Source organism: Sphingomonas sp. ID1715, assembly GCF_013044515.1.
In the GTDB taxonomy this organism is placed as follows: Bacteria; Pseudomonadota; Alphaproteobacteria; order Sphingomonadales; family Sphingomonadaceae; genus Sphingomonas_B.
Map to the genome: position 1 here is coordinate 79,468 of NZ_JABEPR010000008.1, position 20,065 is coordinate 99,532.

Annotated in this window: 22 protein-coding genes and 2 pseudogenes; 21 read left to right on the forward strand and 3 right to left on the reverse strand. The window is 65.9% G+C overall.

All coding sequences use genetic code 11. The features are described 5' to 3' along the window. Positions 1-115 precede the first annotated feature (115 nt). The 6 genes and pseudogenes from HJG53_RS16165 (at position 116) to HJG53_RS16190 (ending at position 7,176) form a co-directional block, all read left to right on the forward strand. Positions 116-2,185, forward strand: coding sequence for a ParB/RepB/Spo0J family partition protein (locus HJG53_RS16165; protein WP_031308780.1), 2,070 nt, complete (start codon positions 116-118; stop codon positions 2,183-2,185). 83 nt (positions 2,186-2,268) lie between these two features. Further along, the gene (locus tag HJG53_RS16170) at positions 2,269-3,207 is read left to right on the forward strand and encodes an ArdC family protein (protein ID WP_019054348.1); all 939 of its coding nucleotides are present in this window, start codon (positions 2,269-2,271) and stop codon (positions 3,205-3,207) included. Between the two features lie 53 nt (positions 3,208-3,260). Next, a pseudogene (locus tag HJG53_RS16175) lies at positions 3,261-3,530 on the forward strand (hypothetical protein); the annotation flags it as partial. Between the two features lie 612 nt (positions 3,531-4,142). Beyond that, positions 4,143-6,065 (forward strand): reverse transcriptase domain-containing protein, encoded by a 1,923-nt coding sequence (locus HJG53_RS16180; protein ID WP_076709853.1) that lies wholly within the window; start codon positions 4,143-4,145, stop codon positions 6,063-6,065. A gap of 20 nt (positions 6,066-6,085) precedes the next feature. After that, positions 6,086-6,427: pseudogene (locus tag HJG53_RS16185) on the forward strand (hypothetical protein); the annotation flags it as partial. Positions 6,428-6,669: 242 nt separating this feature from the next. Continuing rightward, on the forward strand, positions 6,670-7,176 hold the full coding sequence (locus tag HJG53_RS16190) for a thermonuclease family protein (RefSeq protein WP_019054351.1): 507 nt from the start codon (positions 6,670-6,672) through the stop codon (positions 7,174-7,176). Positions 7,177-7,284: 108 nt separating this feature from the next. Here the strand turns inward: HJG53_RS16190 and HJG53_RS16195 are convergent, their stop codons facing one another. Beyond that, entirely contained in the window at positions 7,285-7,779 is a 495-nt protein-coding gene (locus tag HJG53_RS16195) for a hypothetical protein (protein ID WP_019054352.1), read from the reverse strand. Between the two features lie 29 nt (positions 7,780-7,808). On the opposite strand from HJG53_RS16195, the gene HJG53_RS16200 reads away from it, so the two are divergent. The 4 genes from HJG53_RS16200 to HJG53_RS16215 all read left to right on the forward strand — a co-directional run bounded on the left by HJG53_RS16200 (position 7,809) and on the right by HJG53_RS16215 (position 9,976). Then, positions 7,809-8,843, forward strand: a complete 1,035-nt coding sequence (locus HJG53_RS16200) for a hypothetical protein (RefSeq protein ID WP_019054353.1) — start codon at positions 7,809-7,811, stop codon at positions 8,841-8,843. Between the two features lie 62 nt (positions 8,844-8,905). Further along, entirely contained in the window at positions 8,906-9,160 is a 255-nt protein-coding gene (locus HJG53_RS19215; RefSeq protein WP_019054354.1) for a type II toxin-antitoxin system Phd/YefM family antitoxin, read from the forward strand. After that, a complete protein-coding gene (locus HJG53_RS16210) occupies positions 9,160-9,576 on the forward strand; it encodes a type II toxin-antitoxin system VapC family toxin (RefSeq protein ID WP_019054355.1) in 417 nt (138 codons plus the stop codon). The genes HJG53_RS19215 and HJG53_RS16210 overlap by 1 nt, the downstream gene beginning before the upstream one ends. Before the next feature lie 91 nt (positions 9,577-9,667). Beyond that, the gene (locus HJG53_RS16215; RefSeq protein WP_019054356.1) at positions 9,668-9,976 is read left to right on the forward strand and encodes a hypothetical protein; all 309 of its coding nucleotides are present in this window, start codon (positions 9,668-9,670) and stop codon (positions 9,974-9,976) included. Between the two features lie 17 nt (positions 9,977-9,993). Here HJG53_RS16215 and HJG53_RS16220 read toward each other — a convergent pair whose 3' ends face one another. Further along, positions 9,994-10,605 carry a hypothetical protein gene (locus tag HJG53_RS16220; protein WP_052310930.1) on the reverse strand — a complete coding sequence of 204 codons (612 nt, stop codon included), beginning with the start codon at positions 10,603-10,605 and terminating at the stop codon, positions 9,994-9,996. A 180-nt stretch (positions 10,606-10,785) separates the two neighbouring features. Here HJG53_RS16220 and HJG53_RS16225 point away from each other — a divergent pair, with 180 nt between their 5' ends. The 11 genes from HJG53_RS16225 to HJG53_RS16275 all read left to right on the forward strand — a co-directional run bounded on the left by HJG53_RS16225 (position 10,786) and on the right by HJG53_RS16275 (position 19,455). Next, the gene (locus HJG53_RS16225; protein WP_019054358.1) at positions 10,786-11,430 is read left to right on the forward strand and encodes a hypothetical protein; all 645 of its coding nucleotides are present in this window, start codon (positions 10,786-10,788) and stop codon (positions 11,428-11,430) included. 13 nt (positions 11,431-11,443) lie between these two features. Further along, complete coding sequence (locus HJG53_RS16230; RefSeq protein ID WP_019054359.1) at positions 11,444-11,896, forward strand: hypothetical protein; 453 nt, start codon at positions 11,444-11,446, stop codon at positions 11,894-11,896. Continuing rightward, positions 11,893-13,218, forward strand: a complete 1,326-nt coding sequence (locus HJG53_RS16235) for a hypothetical protein (RefSeq protein WP_171132323.1) — start codon at positions 11,893-11,895, stop codon at positions 13,216-13,218. Before HJG53_RS16230 ends, HJG53_RS16235 begins: the two co-directional genes overlap by 4 nt. A 95-nt stretch (positions 13,219-13,313) precedes the next feature. Beyond that, positions 13,314-13,847, forward strand: coding sequence for a hypothetical protein (locus HJG53_RS16240; RefSeq protein ID WP_019054409.1), 534 nt, complete (start codon positions 13,314-13,316; stop codon positions 13,845-13,847). 28 nt (positions 13,848-13,875) lie between these two features. Then, positions 13,876-14,310: a DUF4262 domain-containing protein gene (locus tag HJG53_RS16245; protein ID WP_019054410.1), complete on the forward strand. Its 435-nt coding sequence runs from the start codon at positions 13,876-13,878 to the stop codon at positions 14,308-14,310. Positions 14,311-14,389: 79 nt separating this feature from the next. After that, positions 14,390-14,716, forward strand: coding sequence for a hypothetical protein (locus HJG53_RS16250; RefSeq protein WP_019054411.1), 327 nt, complete (start codon positions 14,390-14,392; stop codon positions 14,714-14,716). A 98-nt stretch (positions 14,717-14,814) separates the two neighbouring features. After that, positions 14,815-15,120 carry a hypothetical protein gene (locus HJG53_RS16255; protein WP_254447836.1) on the forward strand — a complete coding sequence of 102 codons (306 nt, stop codon included), beginning with the start codon at positions 14,815-14,817 and terminating at the stop codon, positions 15,118-15,120. 99 nt (positions 15,121-15,219) lie between these two features. Continuing rightward, positions 15,220-16,038 carry an NYN domain-containing protein gene (locus tag HJG53_RS16260; RefSeq protein ID WP_019054413.1) on the forward strand — a complete coding sequence of 273 codons (819 nt, stop codon included), beginning with the start codon at positions 15,220-15,222 and terminating at the stop codon, positions 16,036-16,038. Between the two features lie 105 nt (positions 16,039-16,143). Further along, entirely contained in the window at positions 16,144-17,355 is a 1,212-nt protein-coding gene (locus HJG53_RS16265; RefSeq protein WP_019054414.1) for a DUF87 domain-containing protein, read from the forward strand. Then, entirely contained in the window at positions 17,352-18,563 is a 1,212-nt protein-coding gene (locus HJG53_RS16270) for a hypothetical protein (RefSeq protein ID WP_019054415.1), read from the forward strand. The genes HJG53_RS16265 and HJG53_RS16270 overlap by 4 nt, the downstream gene beginning before the upstream one ends. Before the next feature lie 88 nt (positions 18,564-18,651). Then, entirely contained in the window at positions 18,652-19,455 is an 804-nt protein-coding gene (locus tag HJG53_RS16275) for an N-6 DNA methylase (protein ID WP_026149969.1), read from the forward strand. 59 nt (positions 19,456-19,514) lie between these two features. On the opposite strand, the gene HJG53_RS16280 is transcribed toward HJG53_RS16275, so the two are convergent. After that, the gene (locus tag HJG53_RS16280) at positions 19,515-20,021 is read right to left on the reverse strand and encodes a hypothetical protein (RefSeq protein ID WP_255209807.1); all 507 of its coding nucleotides are present in this window, start codon (positions 20,019-20,021) and stop codon (positions 19,515-19,517) included. Positions 20,022-20,065 lie beyond the last annotated feature (44 nt).

The window sequence follows — 20,065 nt, forward strand, 5'->3', positions numbered from 1 at the left end:
GTGAGCGACTGGCGGCTCCGGCCTATGCAAGTTCGGCCGAAGCAGATCGGGGAAAGGGAAGGGGGGACGGAGCTGGTGTTCGGGATGATCCGGACGCCAGATGGAGCTCCTTCCCATGACCGCTTCCGTAAAGCTCGCCAAACTCACCCTATCGCCCATCAACGTCCGCAAAAGGCCCGACGAACTGCTCGAAATCCCGCAAATGGCGGCCGATCTCGAAGCGCGCGGCGTTCTGCAGAACCTTCTCGTCACGCCAGTGAAGAAGCCGCGCGGCACCTTCGAGGTTTTCGACGGCGGTCGCCGCCTCCGCGGCCTGCGGATGCTCGCCGACCGCGGCGTCATTGACCCTGAAACCTACGACGTTCCCGTGAAGGTTCTGGTCGGCGACGAGGCGACCCTGTCGGAGACCTCGACCGCGGCGAACTTCCATCAGCTCAAGATGACCCCGGCCGAGGAATGCCGCGCGTTCCAGTATTTCATTGGACTGACGGGCGACATCGAGGGTGTCGCCAAGCGGTTCGGCCTCACCCGCCGCTTCGTCGAGGGCCGCCTGCGGCTGGCGACGCTCGCTGAGCCGATCTTCGAGGCGCTGAGCGAAGGCACCATCACGCTCGACGTCGCCAAGGCCTATGCGTCGACCGAGAACCAGGAGAAGCAGCTTCTCGTCTGGAACAGCTACGGCACCAGTTACTCCAACGCCGACACGATCCGCCGCGTGATCGCCAACGAGACCATGAACTCGACCGACCCCGTCGCCATCCTGGTCGGCGAGGATCGCTATGCGGAGGCTGGCGGCAAGGTCGACCGCGATCTCTTCAGCGACAGCGGCGACAAGTGGGTCAATCCCGAGATCGCGCAGCGGCTGGCCGCGGACATCATGGAAGCGGAAGCCAAGCGCGTCGGTGAGGAACTCGGCCTTGGCTGGATCCGGCCGATCGCGTCCAACTATACCCACAGCGCGGCTGCCGGCCTCTATCGCGTCATCCTGCCCCCGGCCGACCTGACCGAGGAACAGCAGGCCCGGATCGAGGCGATCTCGGCCCGGCAGGAAGTGATCTCCGTCGAGATGGACGATGATGCCATCGGCGAGGACGCCTACAAGGCGCTTGACCAGGAATATGACGCGCTCACCGAGGAGGAGCAGGCGATCCGCAACGTCGCGCCGGTGCTGCCGGACGAGCTGCGCCCGCTGGTCGGCGCCTTCCTCAAGCTCACTCCCAGGGGCGAAATGGTCCTCGACGCCGAATATTACAGCGAGGAGCCCGTCCGGATCGGCGGCACCGAGGAGGAAACCGGCGACACCGCGGTCAACGGGGCGCGCAGCCGGCCGAGCGGGGCAGGCAGGGAATCCGCGCCTCCGGCGTCGCGGCCCGAAGCGGTCGCGCCCGGCGGCAAGCCGCTCAGCGCGCGGCTCTACGACGAGCTTGCGATGCAGCGGCGCGACGTCCTGGCGGCGACCCTCCTCAGCCATCCGGCGCTCGCGCTCGACTATGCGCTGTTCGTGATGATCGACGACCGCATGAGCACCGAAAGCGCCTATGGCTCGACCATCCGCGCACGCTCGCCGCAGGACCCGGTCACCGGCGAGCAGCCCGCGACCCGTGCCCGCAGCTATCTCGCCGAAGCGCATGACGGGCTCGATGCCGATTGGACCGAATATCCCTCGCAGGTCGAGCGGTTCGAGGCGTTCCGCGCGCTCGACGACGACGGCAAGGCGGCCTGGCTAGGCTATATCGTCGCGATGTCGCTCGAGGCGCCCAATTCCCGCGCCGAACAGTCCCCGCTCCACAACCGTCTCGCGACGATCATGGAGATCGACGTCGCGAGCTGGTGGCGGCCGACCTCGGAGAACTTCTTCGACCGGGTCAGCAAGGGTTCGATCCTGACGCTGCTCGCCGATGTCGGCGGCGCCGCGCTCACCGCGCGTCACGCGACGATGAAGAAGTCGGAGATCTCGGAATCGTGCGCCAAGCTCTTCGCGGGCGAGGCGATCGTCGAGCCGGAGGTTCGCGACGCGGCGCTGGCCTGGGTGCCCAACGCCATGAAGTTCCTCGACCAGGTGCCCGCCGACGATCTCGATGTCGACGACAGCACCGAGGATCAGGGCGACGATCGGGAGACGGTCGCGGGGAACGACGCCGACGGCGAATCTCAGCTGGACGATCAGGACGCGCTCGCGGCCTGACGCCAGTCACCAACTGGAGTGCTCACCGCCGGCGCGCACCCCGCGCTGGCGGTTTCCTTCTCGTCCGCACCGGAGTTCCCACCATGTCAGCTTCACGACGCTCCAGCCGCGACGTCGCCGCGGAAATCACCGACCTCATCATTCGCAAGCTCGAGGAAGGCGTCCCGCCCTGGTCGAGACCCTGGCGGTGCAGCGGCGCCGGCGGGCGCCCGCTGCGGCATTGCGGCACGCCTTATACCGGCATCAATACGCTCTACCTGTGGGCGCTCGGCGACGCGATGGGCTACCGCTCGCGCTTCTGGATGACCTATCGCCAGGCCGAGGCGCTCGGGGCCAATGTACGGCGCGGCGAAACCGGCGCGATCTCGGTCTATTATTCCTCGTTCAAGAAGACCGAGGAGCATCCCGAAACCGGCAGGGAGGTCGAGAAGAACATCCGCTTCCTTCGCCACTACGTCGTCTTCAATGCCGATCAGATCGACGCGCTTCCGGCCTATTTCTATGCTCCGCAAGAGCCGGAGGTGCCGGTGGAGCCCTCGACGCACCAGGCCGCGATCGACGCCTTCTTCGACGCGATCCCCGCCGACGTCCGCCACGGCGGCAACCAGGCCTACTTCACACCGACATTCGATCACATCCAGATGCCCAGCCGCAGCTCGTTCCGCAGCATGGATCTGTACGCCTCGACGAGGTGCCATGAGACAGTCCACTGGTCGGGCCACCCCGACCGGCTCGCGCGCAAATTCGGCAAGCGCTTCGGCGATAAGGCCTATGCGTTCGAAGAGCTCGTCGCAGAAATCGGGGCCGGCCTTTGCTGCGCCGATCTCGGCCTGCCCAATCTGCTGCACGACAGCCATGCGAGCTATGTCGGGCACTGGCTCGGCATCCTGCGCGGCGACAAGACCGCCATCATCCACGCGGCTGCCAAAGCCGAGCAGGCCTTCGCCTATCTGAAGAGCTTCTCCGGTGCCGAGAGCGATGCCGCGCCCGCCGATCCGGCCGTGCCGGCGCTCGCCGCCTGAGCGCCGCCGAGGCTCCCGCTTCCCCAATTACCGACAAGCAAAGGAACACCATCATGGGATGGCTCTACATGCCGCGTGCGTCGCTCGGCGGCCACGCAACCGCCAAATCCTACCTCGACGCCCAGTGTACCTACGACCGCCCACAGGAGGATGGCGGCACGCAAGGACTCAAGGTGCTGGCCTCGGCCTGCCCCGGCAACCGGGTCTATTACGCCGCGGTGCAGGTCATGAAGAACGGCATCGGCGGCGAGGTTTTCGCCATCGTCTGCCTCGTGCGGTGGAACCCGCGCGACAAGGACGGAATGATCTTCGGGTATAAGGACAGTGCGCCGTTGCGGCGCTGAAATGGAGTATCAGTGATGATGAGGTAAGTTGAGAATGCCTCTGCTCGCCGGACTAACCTCGGGCCTCACAAGGTCTGAAATCCCGAAAGGGACGGGGAACAATAGCATGTTCGGAAAAGGCCAGATGCGTCTTAGTCGCAAATGGAGGCGATGACGGTCAGGGCAAGGTGCGTATGGTGAAGGCTACACTGCTTAAATCCCAGTCTGCAGCAATCTATATAGCGATACTGGCGAAAGCGACTGTCACGCCAGGTCCGGATGATGACAGCGGTCTCATGTCTTGGCCGCCTGTTTCTCAGCCCATCCGGTGCGCCTCTCGTCGAGGGGTTTAGTGGACGAACGGGACACCTAACCGCGCCGCATCTCCATTCAGCGTAACTACGGGATGCCCTAAACAGGCGGCTTCTGCCGGCCTGCATGGGTACGGAGCCGCCATATTACTCAAATGCCCGGGGTAATGCCCGGGACATCGACCTCTTCGGAGGCGGCGGTGCAACTGTATAAGGTCTCGAGCGATCGGGCCGAAAGCGGGGAAGACCGGGGGAAGGGCGGCAGCTGTGATTCTTCAACCACCGATCATGGGGTGTGCTGATGCTGCCAGAAACTGTGAAAGGCCGGTTGGAGGCCATTCCGGCGCTCGTTGCGTCGGGCAAAAGGGTGAATGGACTCTATCGTCTGATGGGGTCTCGCCTCCTTTGGGAGGAGGGGCTCCAGAAGATCGGATCCAACAAGGGTGCGATGACGCCGGGTATTGACGGCGAGACCTTCGCGGACTTCGGACCGGAAGACCTCGACCCGATTATCGCCAGCGTGACGGCAGGGACCTATGATCCCAAACCAGTGCGTCGGGTGTTTATCCCGAAAGGCAAGGGCAAACGGCGTCCGCTGGGCATTCCCACGCGCGACGACCGCCTCGTTCAGGAAGTGGCGCGGCAACTGCTCGAACGGATCTATGAACCGGTGTTCTCGAACGCCTCCCATGGATTCCGGCCGGGCCGGTCGTGTCATACGGCGCTTGAACACGTCAAAGCCGTATGGACGGGGGTGAAATGGCTCGTAGATGTGGATGTCGCGGGGTTCTTCGAGAACATCGACCACGACATCCTCCTGCGGCTGTTGCGGAAAAGGATCGATGACGAGAAATTCATCGGCTTGATCGGCAGCATGCTTAAGGCGGGTGTTATGGAAGACCGGGTTCACACCCGGACCTACAGCGGCACTCCGCAGGGCGGTATCGTCTCTCCAATCTTGGCCAACATCTACCTCCATGAACTCGATATGTTCATGGCGGAACGGATCGCGGCTTTCGAGAGGGGGAAGGTCCGTGCCACGAACCCGGAATATGGGCGACTGGCTGGGCGCATCCAGAAACAACGGAAGCGCGTCACCATGCTGCGGGCCAAAGACAATGTCGACGAGGTGAAGGTTGCGGCCTCCTTGGCCAAAATCCAAACCTTACTGCCGCAAAAGCGGTCCATCCCGTCGAGAGACGCGATGGACCCCGGTTATCGCCGACTTCGTTACTGTCGCTACGCGGACGACTTCATGATTGGGGTTATCGGTAGCAAGGAGGATGCACGAAGCGTGTTCGCCGAAGTCAGGGCATTCCTGACCGAGGCGCTGGCGCTCACGGTGTCCGAGGAGAAAAGCGGTATCCGCAAGGCGAGCGATGGAGCCGCCTTCCTTGGATATGAGGTCCGCACATATACGACACGCCAACGGGTTGTCCGGAGCCGACAAGGTTCCGTCAGCTTCCTTCGTAGGCCGCCGTCGGAAGTGATGCAGCTGCATGTCCCTTGGGAGAAGGTCCACGCGTTCGCTTCTGCAAAAGGTTATGGTGATCTGTCGGTGTTGAAGCCGCGTCATCGTAGCCTGCTGCTCAGCTGCAGCGACGTTGAGATCGTCCTAGCTTACAACGCCGAATTGCGGGGTTTTGCGAACTACTATGCTCTCGCCAAGGATGTGAGCTTCAAGCTGAACAGGCTTGAGTTTCTCCAGCGGTGGAGCTTGTTCAAGACCTTGGCCAGCAAGCACAAAACCAATGTGCGAGCGGTCGTGGCCCGCATGAGGACGGGGCAGGAATTCACCATCGGCTACGACGTCGATGGCCAGCCCCGATCGGTCAAAGTCTGGAAACTGGCTCATCTGAAACGTGATCCGGCCACCTCGTCCAGGATTGATATCCAGCCTTGGACGCAGGTGTTCACCCACTCACGTACGGACTGGGTTGATCGTCAGAATGCCAAGCAATGCGAGGCTTGCGGTCGATCCGATGTTCCGTGTCACGTGCACCATATCCGGGGGATGGCCGATGTTTCGCACCGCGGTTTTGTCGTGAGAATGAAGGTGGCACGCGCCCGCAGGACGGTGGTCCTGTGCGAGCAATGCCACTGGGATACTCACAGAGGCCGCCTGCCCGATCTACGGCAAAGTGATGGTTCGTCACAGTGGAGAGCCGCATGCGGTGAAAGCTGCACGTGCGGTTCGGCGGGGGGATCAGGGCTGACTCCATGAGCAGCACCAATCCTACCCGACTGACCGAAAATATGGGTCCATGCGAAGCCGAGTGCCCCGAGCGTATCCTCGATCTCCTGACCCCGACCGAGCATCGTCACGCAATCGATTGGCGCGAACGCTGCCGCGCCAATCTGGCCCTGCGCGGGCGCAAGCTCGCCCAAGGCGATCGCATCCGGCTCGACCAGCCGGTGACCTTCACCGACGGCCACGTCGCGCAGGAGTTCGTCGTCTGCAAGCGCAGCCGGAGCCTGATGCTCCGCGACCCGGACAATGGCTGCTTCTACCGGATCAGCCGGCTGATGGAGCGGGCCTGGTCGATCGTGCCCGTCACCAAAATCCACAAGACGGTGTTCGCCTGAACATCAATCCGTATATCCTCGTGATGAAGTGGATCATGTCATGACAATCGCCATCGAAAGGAACGCCCTGTCGCCCAAGCGCGGCCTGCTCTGCAGCCGCGAGAACGCGCTGCGCGTCGCGGCCGGATTTTCGATCATTCCCAGGAGAGGGTCAGCATCCTGCGCACCGCGAACCCGCTGCAACCGTTCCGCGTGTCCACCGACCCGGCAACGCCGGGCCTGATCGTCCTCGAAATGGTCGCATGAAACGGCTTCCCGTCCTGGCTCTGCTGCTGGCGGCAGCCTGCACGCCCAGCGATGCGGCGGAGGACACGTCCTTCAGCGCCACCGCGCGCGCCCTCGATGGCGACACGGTCGCGACCGATTTCCGCCTGCTCGGGGTCGATGCCTTCGAACGGCACCAGATGTGCGAACGGGCCGGTGCCTGCTGGGAGTGTGGGAAAGCCGCCCAGGACCTCGCCGCGCGGACGTTGCGGGGCGGCGACGCGCAGATCCGTCTCTCGTCCCGATCGAGCTACGGCAGGCCGGTTGCCATGGTTTCCATCAATGGACGCGACCTCGGCGAAGTGATGATCTCGGCCGGACTCGCCATCCCGCAGCCGCAATATCTGAGGTCCGACGCCGCCCGCGCTTCGCGCTATGCGGCCGCCTTCAGCGAAGCGCAGCGGCGACACGCGGGCGCCCTTGCCGGAAACTGGCTGGAGCCAGCGCGGTGGCGGCGCGGTGAACGGCTGTCATGCGAGCGCTGATCGCCGGCAAGGCCCGGCCTTGCTCGGCGGAAGCGCACGCCGGGCATCCCCAACCAGGCAAAGGGTAGAGCAGGGGCCGGCGCGCCAAGCGCCTGACGCCCGCAGGCTTCAGGCACCCAGGCCGGGATCGGCCCACCAGGACTGGCCCTGCTGGAAATCCTCCGCCGTTGACACCACCGGGCCATCCGGCTCGTCCGCCACATAGGGCCGCACGAGCGGCCGGGCCTTGACCTTGCGGCGATGCATCTTGCCCGCGATCCGGCCGCGCGCCTCGAGCAGCTCCTCGAGCCACATCAGATCGTCGATCATCTCGACCACGCCGCGTCCGGCGAGGCAGAAATAGATGCAGCGCTGAAAGTCGTCGCCCGCCGGATTGCTGAGGATCGAGGCCAGCTTGCGCTTCCCGCCAAGCTCGCCCTCGTGGATCCAGGTCACCGCCTCGCGCAGTTCGCGGACCGAATAGAAGGCGTCCTCGACATGCATGCCGATGGCCGCGTTGGCGATCATCCGCCGGGTCGGGCGGTTCTGCTCGTCGAGCGCCGCATCGCGCAGCGTCACGTCCAGATCGAAATGCCCAAGAAAACGGGCTGCGGAATCGGTCATCGGAAATCTCCTTTTGCAAGGAACATAATATGAACATGGATCGGGTCAAGCCGCGCACGATAGCGGTGATGATCGGCTTACCCCACCTGTCCGACAGCAAATTGCTCGATCGCGCGCGCCAGTTGCAGCAGCCCGTGCTCATCTCGGCGAACGCCCTTTCGCGCTGGTCGCGGCGGCGCGGCTGGCGCGAATGGACGGGCTGGACGACTGGTCCGCTCGCCAATGCGGCCGGGCTCCACAGCCTCTGCCTCGACAGCGCCGGCTTCAGCGCGATGACCACCTACGGCGGCTATCCCTGGACCGTGGGCGACTATGTCCGCCTCGCCGCCGCCTACCCGTTTCGCTGGTGGGCGGCCCTCGACTATTGCGTCGAGCATGAGGTCGCCGGCGACCGCGACGAGATCCTCGACCGCATATCGCGCACCATCCGCGCCAATATCGAGTGCCGCTTGCGCGGTGAGGACCAAGACATCCTCGACAGCTTCATGCCGGTGATCCAGGGGCGGCTACCCGCCGACTATGAGCGCTGCGCCGATGCCCTGTCGGGCACGATCGAGCGCGCCGGGCTCGTCGGCGTTGGATCGATGTGCCGGCGTTCCATCCACGGCCCCGAAGGACTGATGGCCGTCGTCGACCATCTCGATCGGGTGCTTCCGCGGCGCATCCGGCTTCATCTGTTCGGCGTGAAAGGGGAGGCACTCCCCTATCTCGCGGCCTTCCGGCACCGCATCGCCTCGATCGACAGCCAGGCCTATGGTGTCGCAGCGAGGACCGCGGCCCGGCGCGATGGCTGCGTGAAGACCGACGCCATCGTCGCCGACCATATGGAACACTGGGTCCACGCCCAGCATGCGCGCCTGCGCCAGCCGCAGCGCCAGCTTCCCGTGCAGATTCCCCCAATCGCGCCCGCGCAGCCCGATGACCCCTGGGAGGCGGCGATCGCCGAGGCGCGCGAGCAAATGCGGGAACTCATCGAATGCGGCGATCTCGACCATGACGAGACGACCGCGCCCTGGATCGAGCAGTGGGCGGCCGACATCTATCGCGAGCGCATGACCGGCTGATCCCGGAACGGAATTGAAATATCTCGCGGACTAGTTAGATAACTAGTCAGAAAGGAATCGATATGCAGGCTTGGCCCGTTCAGGACGCAAAGGCGCGCTTCAGCGAAATGCTCGAGGCATGCACGACCCATGGACCCCAGATGGTCACCAAGCGCGGCGTCGAAGCGGCGGTGCTGGTACCAGCCGCCGAGTGGCATCGCCTTCAAAGCCGTGCTCGCCCGACACTCAAGGACCTACTTCTGGCGCCCCCCGGCCGAGGCGATCTCGTGATCCCGCCGCGGGGCCGGGGGAAGCACCGCGCGTCGCCCGCCCTCTGATGTTCCTCCTCGACACCAATATCGTTTCGGAGCTTCGCCGCGTCCGCCCCCATGGGGCCGTGCTCGCGTGGCTCGAAGCGCAGGACGACAGCACGCTCCATATCTCGGCCGTTACGCTCGGCGAGATACAAGCCGGCATCGAAATCACCCGCGGCCAGGACCCGGCCCGCGCCGATGAGATCGAAACCTGGGCCGATGCGCTCGCGGAGGCCTGGAATGTCCTTCCCATAGACGCCGCCATCTATCGCACCTGGGCAAAGCTCATGCATGGCAAGAGCGAGCATCTCTACGAGGACGCCCTGATCGCCGCGACCGCGCGTGTTCTCGGCCTAACGATTGCGACCCGCAATGTCGCCGATTTCGCGTCGTTCGATGTTCCGGTGATCAACCCGTTCGAGACGCCGACGCTATCCTGAATCCGACGTCGACCACCTCACCGCCAGAGAAGAGAGGGGGTGCGAGGGCAGCCCGACGGGAGCGAGAGCTCCTGCAGTTCGAGGAGCCCTCATGTCCCACCAGTTCATTGCCACCGAGCGGATTCCCGCTCGCTCGAATCGTGCGGAGGTCCGCAATCCGATCCTCACACTGCCGGCCGTCGCCAGGCTGCGGGCACTCGATCCGGAAACGCGGGGCATGCTGCGGGACCTGCTTCTCGAACTCCAGCAGGACGCGAGAGAGCGCGCCGAGGCGAGCTGGCGCAGCCGCAAGCCTCCGCTCGCCGCCTACTGGGCGGCCTGCGGCGTCTATGCCGGTCACATAGCCCGCGCCATCGGTCCGGGCGCCTGCCGCAAAATCCGATTGGTCAGGCGGGGATAACATTGCGATTGCCGACCTCAAGTCGCCTGCAGGCGGGCGTCCTTGTCGGACCCAATCCGGGGCGCTTCCGCAGGCCAGTCGCCCGTCGCGAGGACGGGTAGCTCCTCGAACCCCGCCAAGTCGATCGTCAGCGAGAGGCGTCGCGCAGCGAAGCAGACGACCTCGCAAGGCACCGCGCGCAGCGTCTCGTCGATACCGCCGATACCGCCCCGGGAAACGACCAGATAACTTATCCTCGCCGACGCGGACTCGAGGAGTGCTTCGACCGCGCGCCCGATGCGCTGTCCGTGGCAATCGTCCACCTCCATCCCGGCGAGTCCGGTCGCGGTGAACAGCTCATCGCTCGAGCATCGGCGGCTGGCCCTCTCGGCGGACTTGCCACCCTCTTCGTATCGGCGCTGCTCGCCCAGCCATCGCCATGCGCCGACCAGGTTGACCACGGTCAGGAAGCCGTTCGTCGCGAGCAGGTTGGTCTGCCCGGTCGATAGCCCCACGAGCGACCAGCAGATCGATCCTATCGTGAAGACCAGGAATCCCGACCCGGTGACCTTCGCGCCCAGATTGGCCGCGGTCATCATAGCGGCGATCATCGTCGCGATCGGGGCGATCCAGCCCGCGATATCGTCCATCCAGTTCCTCCGTCCGCCCCAGCTCTTCGCCGTGTCCGGCGGCAATACACCGTCGCTGCGCCGCTGTCGTCGTTCGGCAGGGCCAGCAGCGAGGTTCGAATCCATTCCGCCGGGGGGACGAGAGGGAAGGGGGGCCGGGGGCGCGAGCGGAAGAACCGCTCGAGATTCCCGGAGGACCCCATGACCTACGATGTGGCATTTCGCTACGGCCAGGCGCTCGACCCCAGCGCGCTGGTCACGATCGGCACCACGCTCCACGCTATCCAAGCAGCCATCACCGATTGCCGCAACGCCGGCATCGAGGTCGAAACCGACCCCGCCGTCATCCTGCTCGTGCGCCATCTCTCGCAGGTCTGCGCCGATCGGCCGGCCGATGCCGAGCTGCGCCGAGACTGCATGGCGCGGATCGCTGACCTCAGAAACCGGCCGATGCTCAAGACGCTCGCCCTGCGCGGCGTCGCCTATGACGAGACCGCCAAGAAGCTGTTCCATTCCGAGGGCCGCGCGGCCCTCCGCCGCCTCGCAGAAGCGCTGAGTCTCGATGAGGGCAGCTTCGACATCCGCTCCAACAAGGCGGGGCCGGCGGTGTCCGGCGAGATCACGCTCCACGCCGACATGCTCTGGGTCCAGTTCTCGCTCGGGCCGTTCGGGCCCGACCGCGAGGTCTGCTTTCGCAGGGTCCGCGACCGCCAGGATTATATCGGCGAACGCAACCATTGGGCATCCGTCCGCGAGCTCGTCGAGCCCGACCGGTTTGCCGCGCGTATCCGCCGCGACCTCAATCTCCCTGCCGCCGCGCCCGCCGCGCCGCGGCTGGTCGCCTGAGGGGGATGGAGCGATGCGCATATTGCTCACACGCACCCGGATCGGCGTCGAGGCGCCGAGCTATTCCTACCGGGTGCATATCCCCTTCACCGAGATCTCGCTCGAACGGCAGGGTCTGATCTCGATGCATTCGGACTACGGCCTGGGAGCCGGGCTGCTCGCCCGCCTGCCGGACGTCATCGCGCCGATGGCGCATCTCGAAGCCGCGCCGGGCCTCGACAAGCATCATTTCGGCAAGCGCGTCGATGCCGTCGCCGACCGGGTGGCCGCAATCCTGCTCGGCGCCGTCTTCCCCGAGATGGCCGAACGGACCCTGCCGTTCCGTCTCGATGTGCCATCGGCGCCGCCCAACGCACGGGCCTTCGGGGCAATCGAGAATCTCACGGGACGCTACGAGGCGCTCGCGCGCGGCCTCGACAGCCTGACCGCTTCGAGCCTCGGCTTTCGCGCGGAGGGCGACCGATGATCTCCGAGCCGTTCGATCCCGCCGACGCGGCCACCTGGATCGCCCGCGGCCGGAGGCCCGACCATGCGGCAATCCTCGCCGACGCCTGGCAACGATTCCCGGATCTCCCGAACGAGGCAGACCGAGAAGCGAGGGTCGCGCGGATGCGTGACCGGGCACTCGCGCTGCGCCCAGTCATGGAAGCGATGTCAAGAGCCAACGACGAGGAGCGGCAGGCGCGCAACTTCGGCTTCACCGAGGGCAAGGTCGGCCGCGGCGAAGGTGACGCCCGCGACGACGCCATCCTGCGCGGCCGCACGCTTCACGGCTATGACTGGGACCGGGCCGTGCGCTACGCCTCGGGCTGGTACGCAGCCCATGCCGGATGGGAACCGGAAGCCCGGCGGGCCGGCTCCCCGTCGCCTGCCTCGCTCGCCTACGACCAGGGCTTCGCCGACGGTGGCGGCGATCGTGACGACCTATTCGATACCGCGCGCCGCGCATTCGAAGCGGCACCATCGCCGGATGCGCGGCCGGCGGTGCAACGCGCTCGTCCCCTTCCAAGCACATGGCCCAAGCCGACCGACGAACCGCTGCCCGCCCGGTGGACGCGACGGCTCCTCATTCTCGGCGCGCCCGAGGCAGGATTGTTCGGTGAGAGAGCCAGCCCGCCATCGGATGCCGCCCTGCTTTTGCCGGCCTTGCGGGCCGCCGCCGGCCCGGATGAACTCACCGTCATCCTGGTCTCCGGCGCCGGCTTCCATAGGCTTGGCGAGGACATGACGGCGATCATCCCGTTGCACGGCGACGCCCTGCCAGCCGATCGGCGCGTTGGCGATCGGCTTCGCAGCCTCCTCGCGGGCCGCGATTTCGACGACATCCTCGTTGCCGCCCAGGGCGACTATCTGAGGCTCCTCGACCTTCACGCGCCGGCGCTGCCGCTCTGCCGGACCATGGAGCGCACCCGCAACACCGTCCTCCAGCAGCGCACGCATTTCCGCATCTGGCTCGAACGCGGGCTCATGGCCGGCGAAAGCCTCGGCGCCGGTCACATACGCTGGGGCAAGGCGGTGAAGGGCCTTACCGGCAAGCTCGGCGAGTTCACGGCTCGTTATGCCGGAAAGCAGCCCGGCCGCGGCCACCGCATCATCGTTGAGACGCCGGAAGGGCGGCTTGCCACGGGCTATGTGTCGGCCCGCGGCGAACCGCTGTCGCCTGAAACCATCATCGGCAACCGCGCTCATCTGCGCAAGACGATGGCCGCCCGCCTGCGCGCCTTCGGCGGGGCAACGCGGCTCACCGCCACTCCCGTGCCCGACCTCCTCGACCTTGCCGCTGCCTGATCCGGCGCGCGTGCAAGGGGAGGGGGTATCGGGGAGATGTGCCGGCCGATCGAGACGCCGGCGCTCCAGCTTCCTCCACCGATCGGAACCCCTGCATGTCTGAACTCTCCGTCTTCTCGGGCCTTCCCGCCACCGCCAATGCCGATCTCGTCCGGCAGATCGACCAGCTCACCGTCGCGCTCGGCGAGAGCGAATATCATGCAGCCACGATCCTCGCCTTCGATCCCGACGCCCATATCGCGGCAGGCCAGCTCGCCGGGCATGACGAGCCATATGACCGGCGTCTCGCGGGCGATGCGATGAGCCTCCGCTCATGGGCGATGCTCGCGCGGGCCTGCTGCGCGGACGGTGACCGTCTCGATGACGCGGCCTGCCTGGCGCGCTTCCTCGCCGCGCGGACGACCCCTGCTGAACCTGTCCTCGAGCATCGGATCGGGTCGCGGGTCCGCATCCGGCCGCGAACGTGCGTTGGCGGGGACCGCTATGCCGGCCGCGAGGGCGTGATCGTGAAGACTCATTTCGCCGGCTTCTACGTGAAGCTAGACATGTCGCGGCGCGAGCGAAGCCAGAAGACGGAGCTCGTCGAAACCGCCTATCTGGAGGTTCTGGCGCCGCCGCTCGCCGCGTGAATCCCCTCCAACCGATATAGAGGTTTTCATGACCGATGCTTCGGACTTCTATGCCGTGATCGAGCGCAACATCGCGCGCAGCGGCCAGCATATGTTCCTGGTCTTCGCCGATGGCGAGACACCCGCCTTTGCCTACAGCATCGGCAACGCCTTGCACGGCCTGCCGGAACTCCTGCTCGTCGGCAATTTCTCACCCCGGGTCGCGGGCTCGATCATCAACGACCTCGGCCGGAAAATGCGCGAGGCGCGCAGGCCGCTCGAAGGCGACATCGATGTCGGCGGCCAGTTCCCAGTTCGGGTCCGCCGCGCCTCCGCCAAGGCCCACCAGTGCTTCACACTCCAGGCAGGACGCTATCTCCGCCACGAGGAGTATGACGTCCTGCAGGTACTGCTGTGCGATGCGGCCGGGATCTATCCCGGCGAACCGGGCTGCGAGCCGGCCTACGACGTGCCGCTGGCCTGACGCTGCCGCAGCATTTCCCCAAACGTTCGGCCGAGGACCTTCGGGAATCCGTCGATGCAACCGCGAAGGAGCTTCGCCCATGAACCCCGCCCTCGCCAACGAACTGGCCGCCCGCGCCGCCGATGGCTGGCATCCCGTCACGCTCAACGAAATCAAAAGGCAGTTGCGCGGTCTCGGTTATGCGCTCGACCGCTCCCTGGACTGCCGCTCTACGGCCCAGATCATGACGGGTCCGCGTGCTGGCAAGACCTATCCCACGCTCTCGACCGGCATCAAGGAAGCCGACACCGGCCGCAGCGCGTTCCACGTCGAGGCCCGGCGCGACGCCAGGTTTCGGGCCATGCAGAACCTTCGCTTCGAGGTCGGCCTTTATGCCGTCCTGGGCGGAGCGATCATGGATCTCTGATCGCGCGGCGCCACTCTAAAATTGCCGGGACGACGTTCGCCGAGCGCTTCGGCCCCATTCTGTCCAACATCCCCAACGCCAGACCCAGGAGACCGATGATGTCGGAGCCCACCCATTTCGTTCACGTCTATGCGACCGTTCGCGTCAAGATGGCGGTCACGGCCACGAACCATGAAGACGCCATGCGCGCCGCCGACGAGGCGCTGTTCGCCAGGGGGTTCGGCGTGCGCCTGGTCCCGACCGCCGAAGGCGCGCTCGACGCCGATTATGCCGAGGAAGTGACCGGCTATCTCGTCGATGAGGCTGGCGACACCGAATATCTCCGCAGCGCGAACTACGGTCCGGACTATGCGCCCGACTGGGGTATGAGGCCGCGGGACAAGCCGGAGCGTCCGGCTGATTGATGAAGCCGCGACAATGACTTGAACGCCTGCAGCCACATGCGCAGGTTGCGGTCCAGCCGGCGACGGACGACGAGACAGAACAGGAAGGGTGATTGCCACATGGAGAATGACGAGAAGCCCCGCGGCCTCAATCGGCGGATCGCCCTCCTGATCGACGCCGACAATGTGTCCCATGCGAAGATCGCGGTGATGCTCGCGGAGCTATCCAAATATGGCACCGCGAATATTCGCCGCGCCTATGGCGATTGGGCCAAGCCCGCGCTCAAGGGATGGACCGACAAGCTCCATGACTTCGCGATTCGGCCGATCCAGCAATTCAGCTATTCCACCGGCAAGAATGCGACCGACATCGCGCTCGTCATCGACGCGATGGAACTGCTCTACACGCAGAAGCCCGACGCCTTCTGCATCGCATCGAGCGATGGCGATTTCACCCCGCTGGTCATGCAGCTGAAGGCCAATGGTCATGAAGTCTACGGATTCGGTGAGCGCAAGACCCCCGCGCCCTTCGTCAACGCCTGCACCACCTTCCTCTATCTCGACAGCCTCGAGGATCCGAGCCAGCCAGCGTCTCAGAGCGAGGCTCCCGAAGCACCCGCCGCGCCCAAGGCCAAGGCGAAGTCCAAGCCTTCAGCGGGCAAGGCCACCGAAAAGACCCTGGCACAGAACACCAAGCTCGTGACGATCCTGCGCGGTGCCGTCGAGGCATCCGCGCGCGAGGACGGCTGGGCGCTCATGTCGGCGGCGGGCAGCGCGGCGAAGCGGCAGGCGCCCATCGATCCCCGCAACTACGGCGTGAAGAACTTTACCGCGCTCTTCACGGGAACGGGCCTTTTCGAGATCCTCAAGGGCGAGAACGGCCAGAGCTATGTCGCCGACAAGCGCAACAAGGATCGAGCACCGCGGCCGGGCGGCTGACCTCCCCCGGGGGCGCCGCAATAGCGCGGCCAGGCGCCCGATGCGCAAAGGGAAGAGGGATCGAGTGGGCGATGGCCAGACAGGCCAGGCCCAGGAGATCCCATCATGGCTACAGTCCTATCGATCGACCCATCCGCCGACCAATGGTCCGTGCCGATCGGCAAGCACAGCCGCGGCGCGCTCATGCTCAACCTCGAGCGCCTGCTCGCCGGCCGGCTGCTCATCCAGGGCAGCAGCGGCGCCGGCAAGAGCCGGACCCTGCGCAAGATCATCGAGGAGGCGTTCGACTTCACGACCGTCGTGCTGGTTGATCCCGAAGGCGAATTCGGCAATCTCGCAGCCCATATCGGCGCGACCTCGCTCAAAGGCTGCGAACTCACCTCGGACGGCCTGACGGCAGCGGCCGCGCGCGCCCGCCAGCACCGGCTCTCGCTCCATGTCGATCTCACCGACCTTGATCCCGACCAGCGCATCATCAAGGCGGCGGCCCTGTTCGCCGGCCTGATCGGCGCGCCGCGCGAGCATTGGAGCCACACCGTCCTCGTCTGCATCGACGAGGGCCATCTGCTCGCGCCGCATCATGCGGGATCGGCCCGCGACGCGGAGACCCGCCGCCTCGGCGTCGCCACGCTCACCGACCTCTGCGCCCGTGGCCGCAAGCGCGGCATCGCACCGGTTATCGCCACCCAGCGCCTCGCCAAGCTCTCCTCCTCGGTGATCTCCGAGCTGCAGAACTTCCTCGTCGGCCTCAACGTCTTCGACCGCGACATTGCGCGCGCCGCCGATCTGCTCGGTTTCTCGGCGAAGGAGGCCGACCGCCTGCGCAAGCTCGCTCCCGGCGAATTCTTCGCCATGGGGCCGGCGATGTCGCCGCTCCCCGTTCTCGCCCATATGGAAGAGACGATCACCGAGCATCTCGGCGCGACGCCCAAGCTGACCGCGGCCGCTGCGATCGACAGCGACGAGGCCGAGAAGTTGCTCGATCTTTCCGCGCTGCGCGAGGTGTCGAACGGCTCGCGCGATACGGCGCTGACCCTCAAGGGCACGCGCGCGCTGGACGCCTTCCTGCTCGATCCGTCGGCGCCGCACGCGGCCTCGATCATCGGCGCGCTCAGGCGCATCGCCCCCAACGCGACCACGGCAAACGACCTCGCCGGCCACCTCGGCTGCCCACGCGATGCCGTCGACAATGCGCTCGACATGCTGGCGGCCATTGCAGCGGTCGACACCATGCCGCGAGGGGAGGACCGGATCGCCCGTCTGCATGCCCGGCTCAGGGCCAAGATCAGCGACATTCCCGTGGTGGCACTGGCATGACCCCGCTCGACCTGGACGCCAACGTCGTCGAGCTCGCGCCTGCGCCAGGCCCTTTCCCCCAGCCACCGCCGCTGCGCGAAATGGCCTATCGCGCGGACGCCTGGACGCCGGCCGAGAGTGAAAGGCTCCGAGCTCTCTTTCTCGAAGACATCTCGATTGGCGATATGGCGCTCACGCTCGGCAGGGGCAGGGGGGCGATATCCGAGCGGATCGCGCTGCTGGGGCTTCGTCGCAACTCGACGCGGTCGTGGACCGAATTCGACGATGCAGAGCTCACTCGCCGCTATGGCACCGAGCCGACCGCCACCATCGCCTCGGATCTCGCTCGCTCCTGCTCAGCGGTCTATGCCCGGGCCCGGCTTCTCGACCTGACCGAAGGCAATCCTCCCGAATGGACACCCTGGGAAGATGCCCAGCTCACCGAGGGGTATCGCCGCGGCGTTCCTCTCGCCCAGATCGCGACGCTGATCGGCCGGCCTTTCGGCGGGTTGTCCAGCCGCGCCGGCTATCTCGGCATCGTGCACGCAAACCATCCGCCCGACTGGACTGAGCAGGAGACGGCTCGCGCACTCGAGCTTGCGGAGGCGGGGCACCGCTACACGGCGATCGTCGCGATGCTTGTCGGGGAGGGCTTTCCGCATAGAACGATCAGAGGCTTCGGCCTTGCCATCCGCAAGCTCGGCTACGGCCGCGGATGGGGCCGGGCCTGGACACCCGAAGAGGACGCGTTCCTCGGCAAGGCCTATACCGAGGGGACAAGCCTGACCCCGCTGCGGCGCCAGCTCGGCCGCACCGCTGGCTCGCTGCGCCACCGCGCCGAATATCTCGGGCTGCGCGGCCTCCATGCCAACCGCAACGGATGGCGCATCGGTCCGGACTGGACCGAGGCCGAGGAAGCGCGACTGCGCGCAGACTATGGCCGTGTCGCGACCAAGACCCTCGCAGCGAGCATGGGCCGGACCAAGGCATCGATCACCACGCGTGCCAACGTCCTGGGCCTGGTCCACGGCTACATCCGCCCGTTCAGCGACGATGAGACCCGCGCCCTCGAAATCGCCTTCCGCACCGGGGTTTCGATCGCCGATCTGGCGCTCGCTCTCGACCGGAAGGCCATGTCGGTCAGCAAATACGCGACCAATCACGGCTACCAGTTCGGGCGGAGGCCCAGACGCGCCGTGACGCTCGAGGGTCTGCTCGCCGCCGCGTGAGCTCTCCGTCGATGCCGGCGGACCCTCCCACCCTTCAACCAGACACAGCAGGCGCGGTCGCCAGACGGCCGGCGCTCGGGGAACCCTCATGCCGCCCCAGGATCGACATATCAGGAACGTCCTCAAACTCTTCGACGCCCATGGCTATCGCCACGATCGCTACAGCCTCTTCTCCGATTGCATGGAGCTCTGCGCGATCAGCATCTCGAACAGCGTCGACAGCCGCTCGCGGACCGATCGGGAGGCGCGCTACCTCGAGATCGTGGGACGATATGACAGGCCGACCGTCGAGATGTTTCCGCAGGTCTTCGCCGAAATCACCTTGGCGCTGGAAGCCGCGCCGGGCGATGTCTTGGGCAGCATCTTCACCGCGCTCGAGATCCACAACAAGAACAGGGGCCAGTTCTTCACGCCCTATCCCGTATGCCAGATGATGGCGGAAATCACGCTCGGCAACGCCGATGACGCGCGGGCGCTGATCGCCGACAAGGGGTTCGTCAGCGCGATGGAGCCCGCCTGCGGTGCAGGGGCCATGGTCATCGCGCTCGCGCAGGCGATGCTCGCAGCCGACATCAATTACCAGCGCCATCTCCATGTGACCGCGGTCGATATCGACAGCCGAGCCGTCCACATGGCCTATATCCAGTTCTCGCTGCTCCATATCCCGGCCCATGTCATGGTCGGCAACTCCCTCAGCAACGAGGTTCGCGAGCACTGGTTCACTCCGGCCCATATCCTGGGAGGCTGGGGTGCGAAGCTTGCGGCCCAACCTCGCGCAGCCGAGCCGCCGGCACGCTCCCTACCGCAAACGACAGTTGCGCGCCCATCTCCTCGCATGCCAGCGCGTGAACCACAGCCCCGCGCGATCGGCGAGCAGTTGACCCTGTTCTGACTGGGAGGCTGGCCCTCGCCGCTCGCGACCGGACATCACTGCGCGACAAGGTCTCCGGGTCACCAATAGACCTTGTACCATGGGTCTGCACGATCATAGGGCTGCTCGAAGATCGCTGCCCGGACCTTCTCTGCGATCTCCTTCAGCGTCGCGAACATCCGGTTGATCTCTGACAGGTCGCCGAGCTGCTCTGGACCATATCGCACCACCAGATAGTCACGCTGGTCGCTGAGCCGGATCAGATGCTCTGCGGTGCGTCGGCGGAGCGACAGCCCTTTTTCGACCGCCAGGCGCGTGCGCTCGGCGAGATCGTGCTGCAGGCCCCGCACCAGCTTTCGATCGAGCGAATGAAAGAGCAAGAACGCGTTGAGATAGGTCTCGATCGATTGAATGGCGCACAGCCTGGCAGGCGCGGACGAGACACCCCGGCCCTTCTCGATCTGCGGCAACAGCCTGTGCGCGGCATCCCAATAGGCGTCGGCCAGGCTCACGACCGTGCCGACCGACGCCTCGGTGCCGGGATAGGACGGCGGACGTGCATCGGGCTGCCCTGAAGGTGCTGTCACGCGCCGCGCCGGCGCACTTTGACCCGACTGTCCCTGTTCCAAAC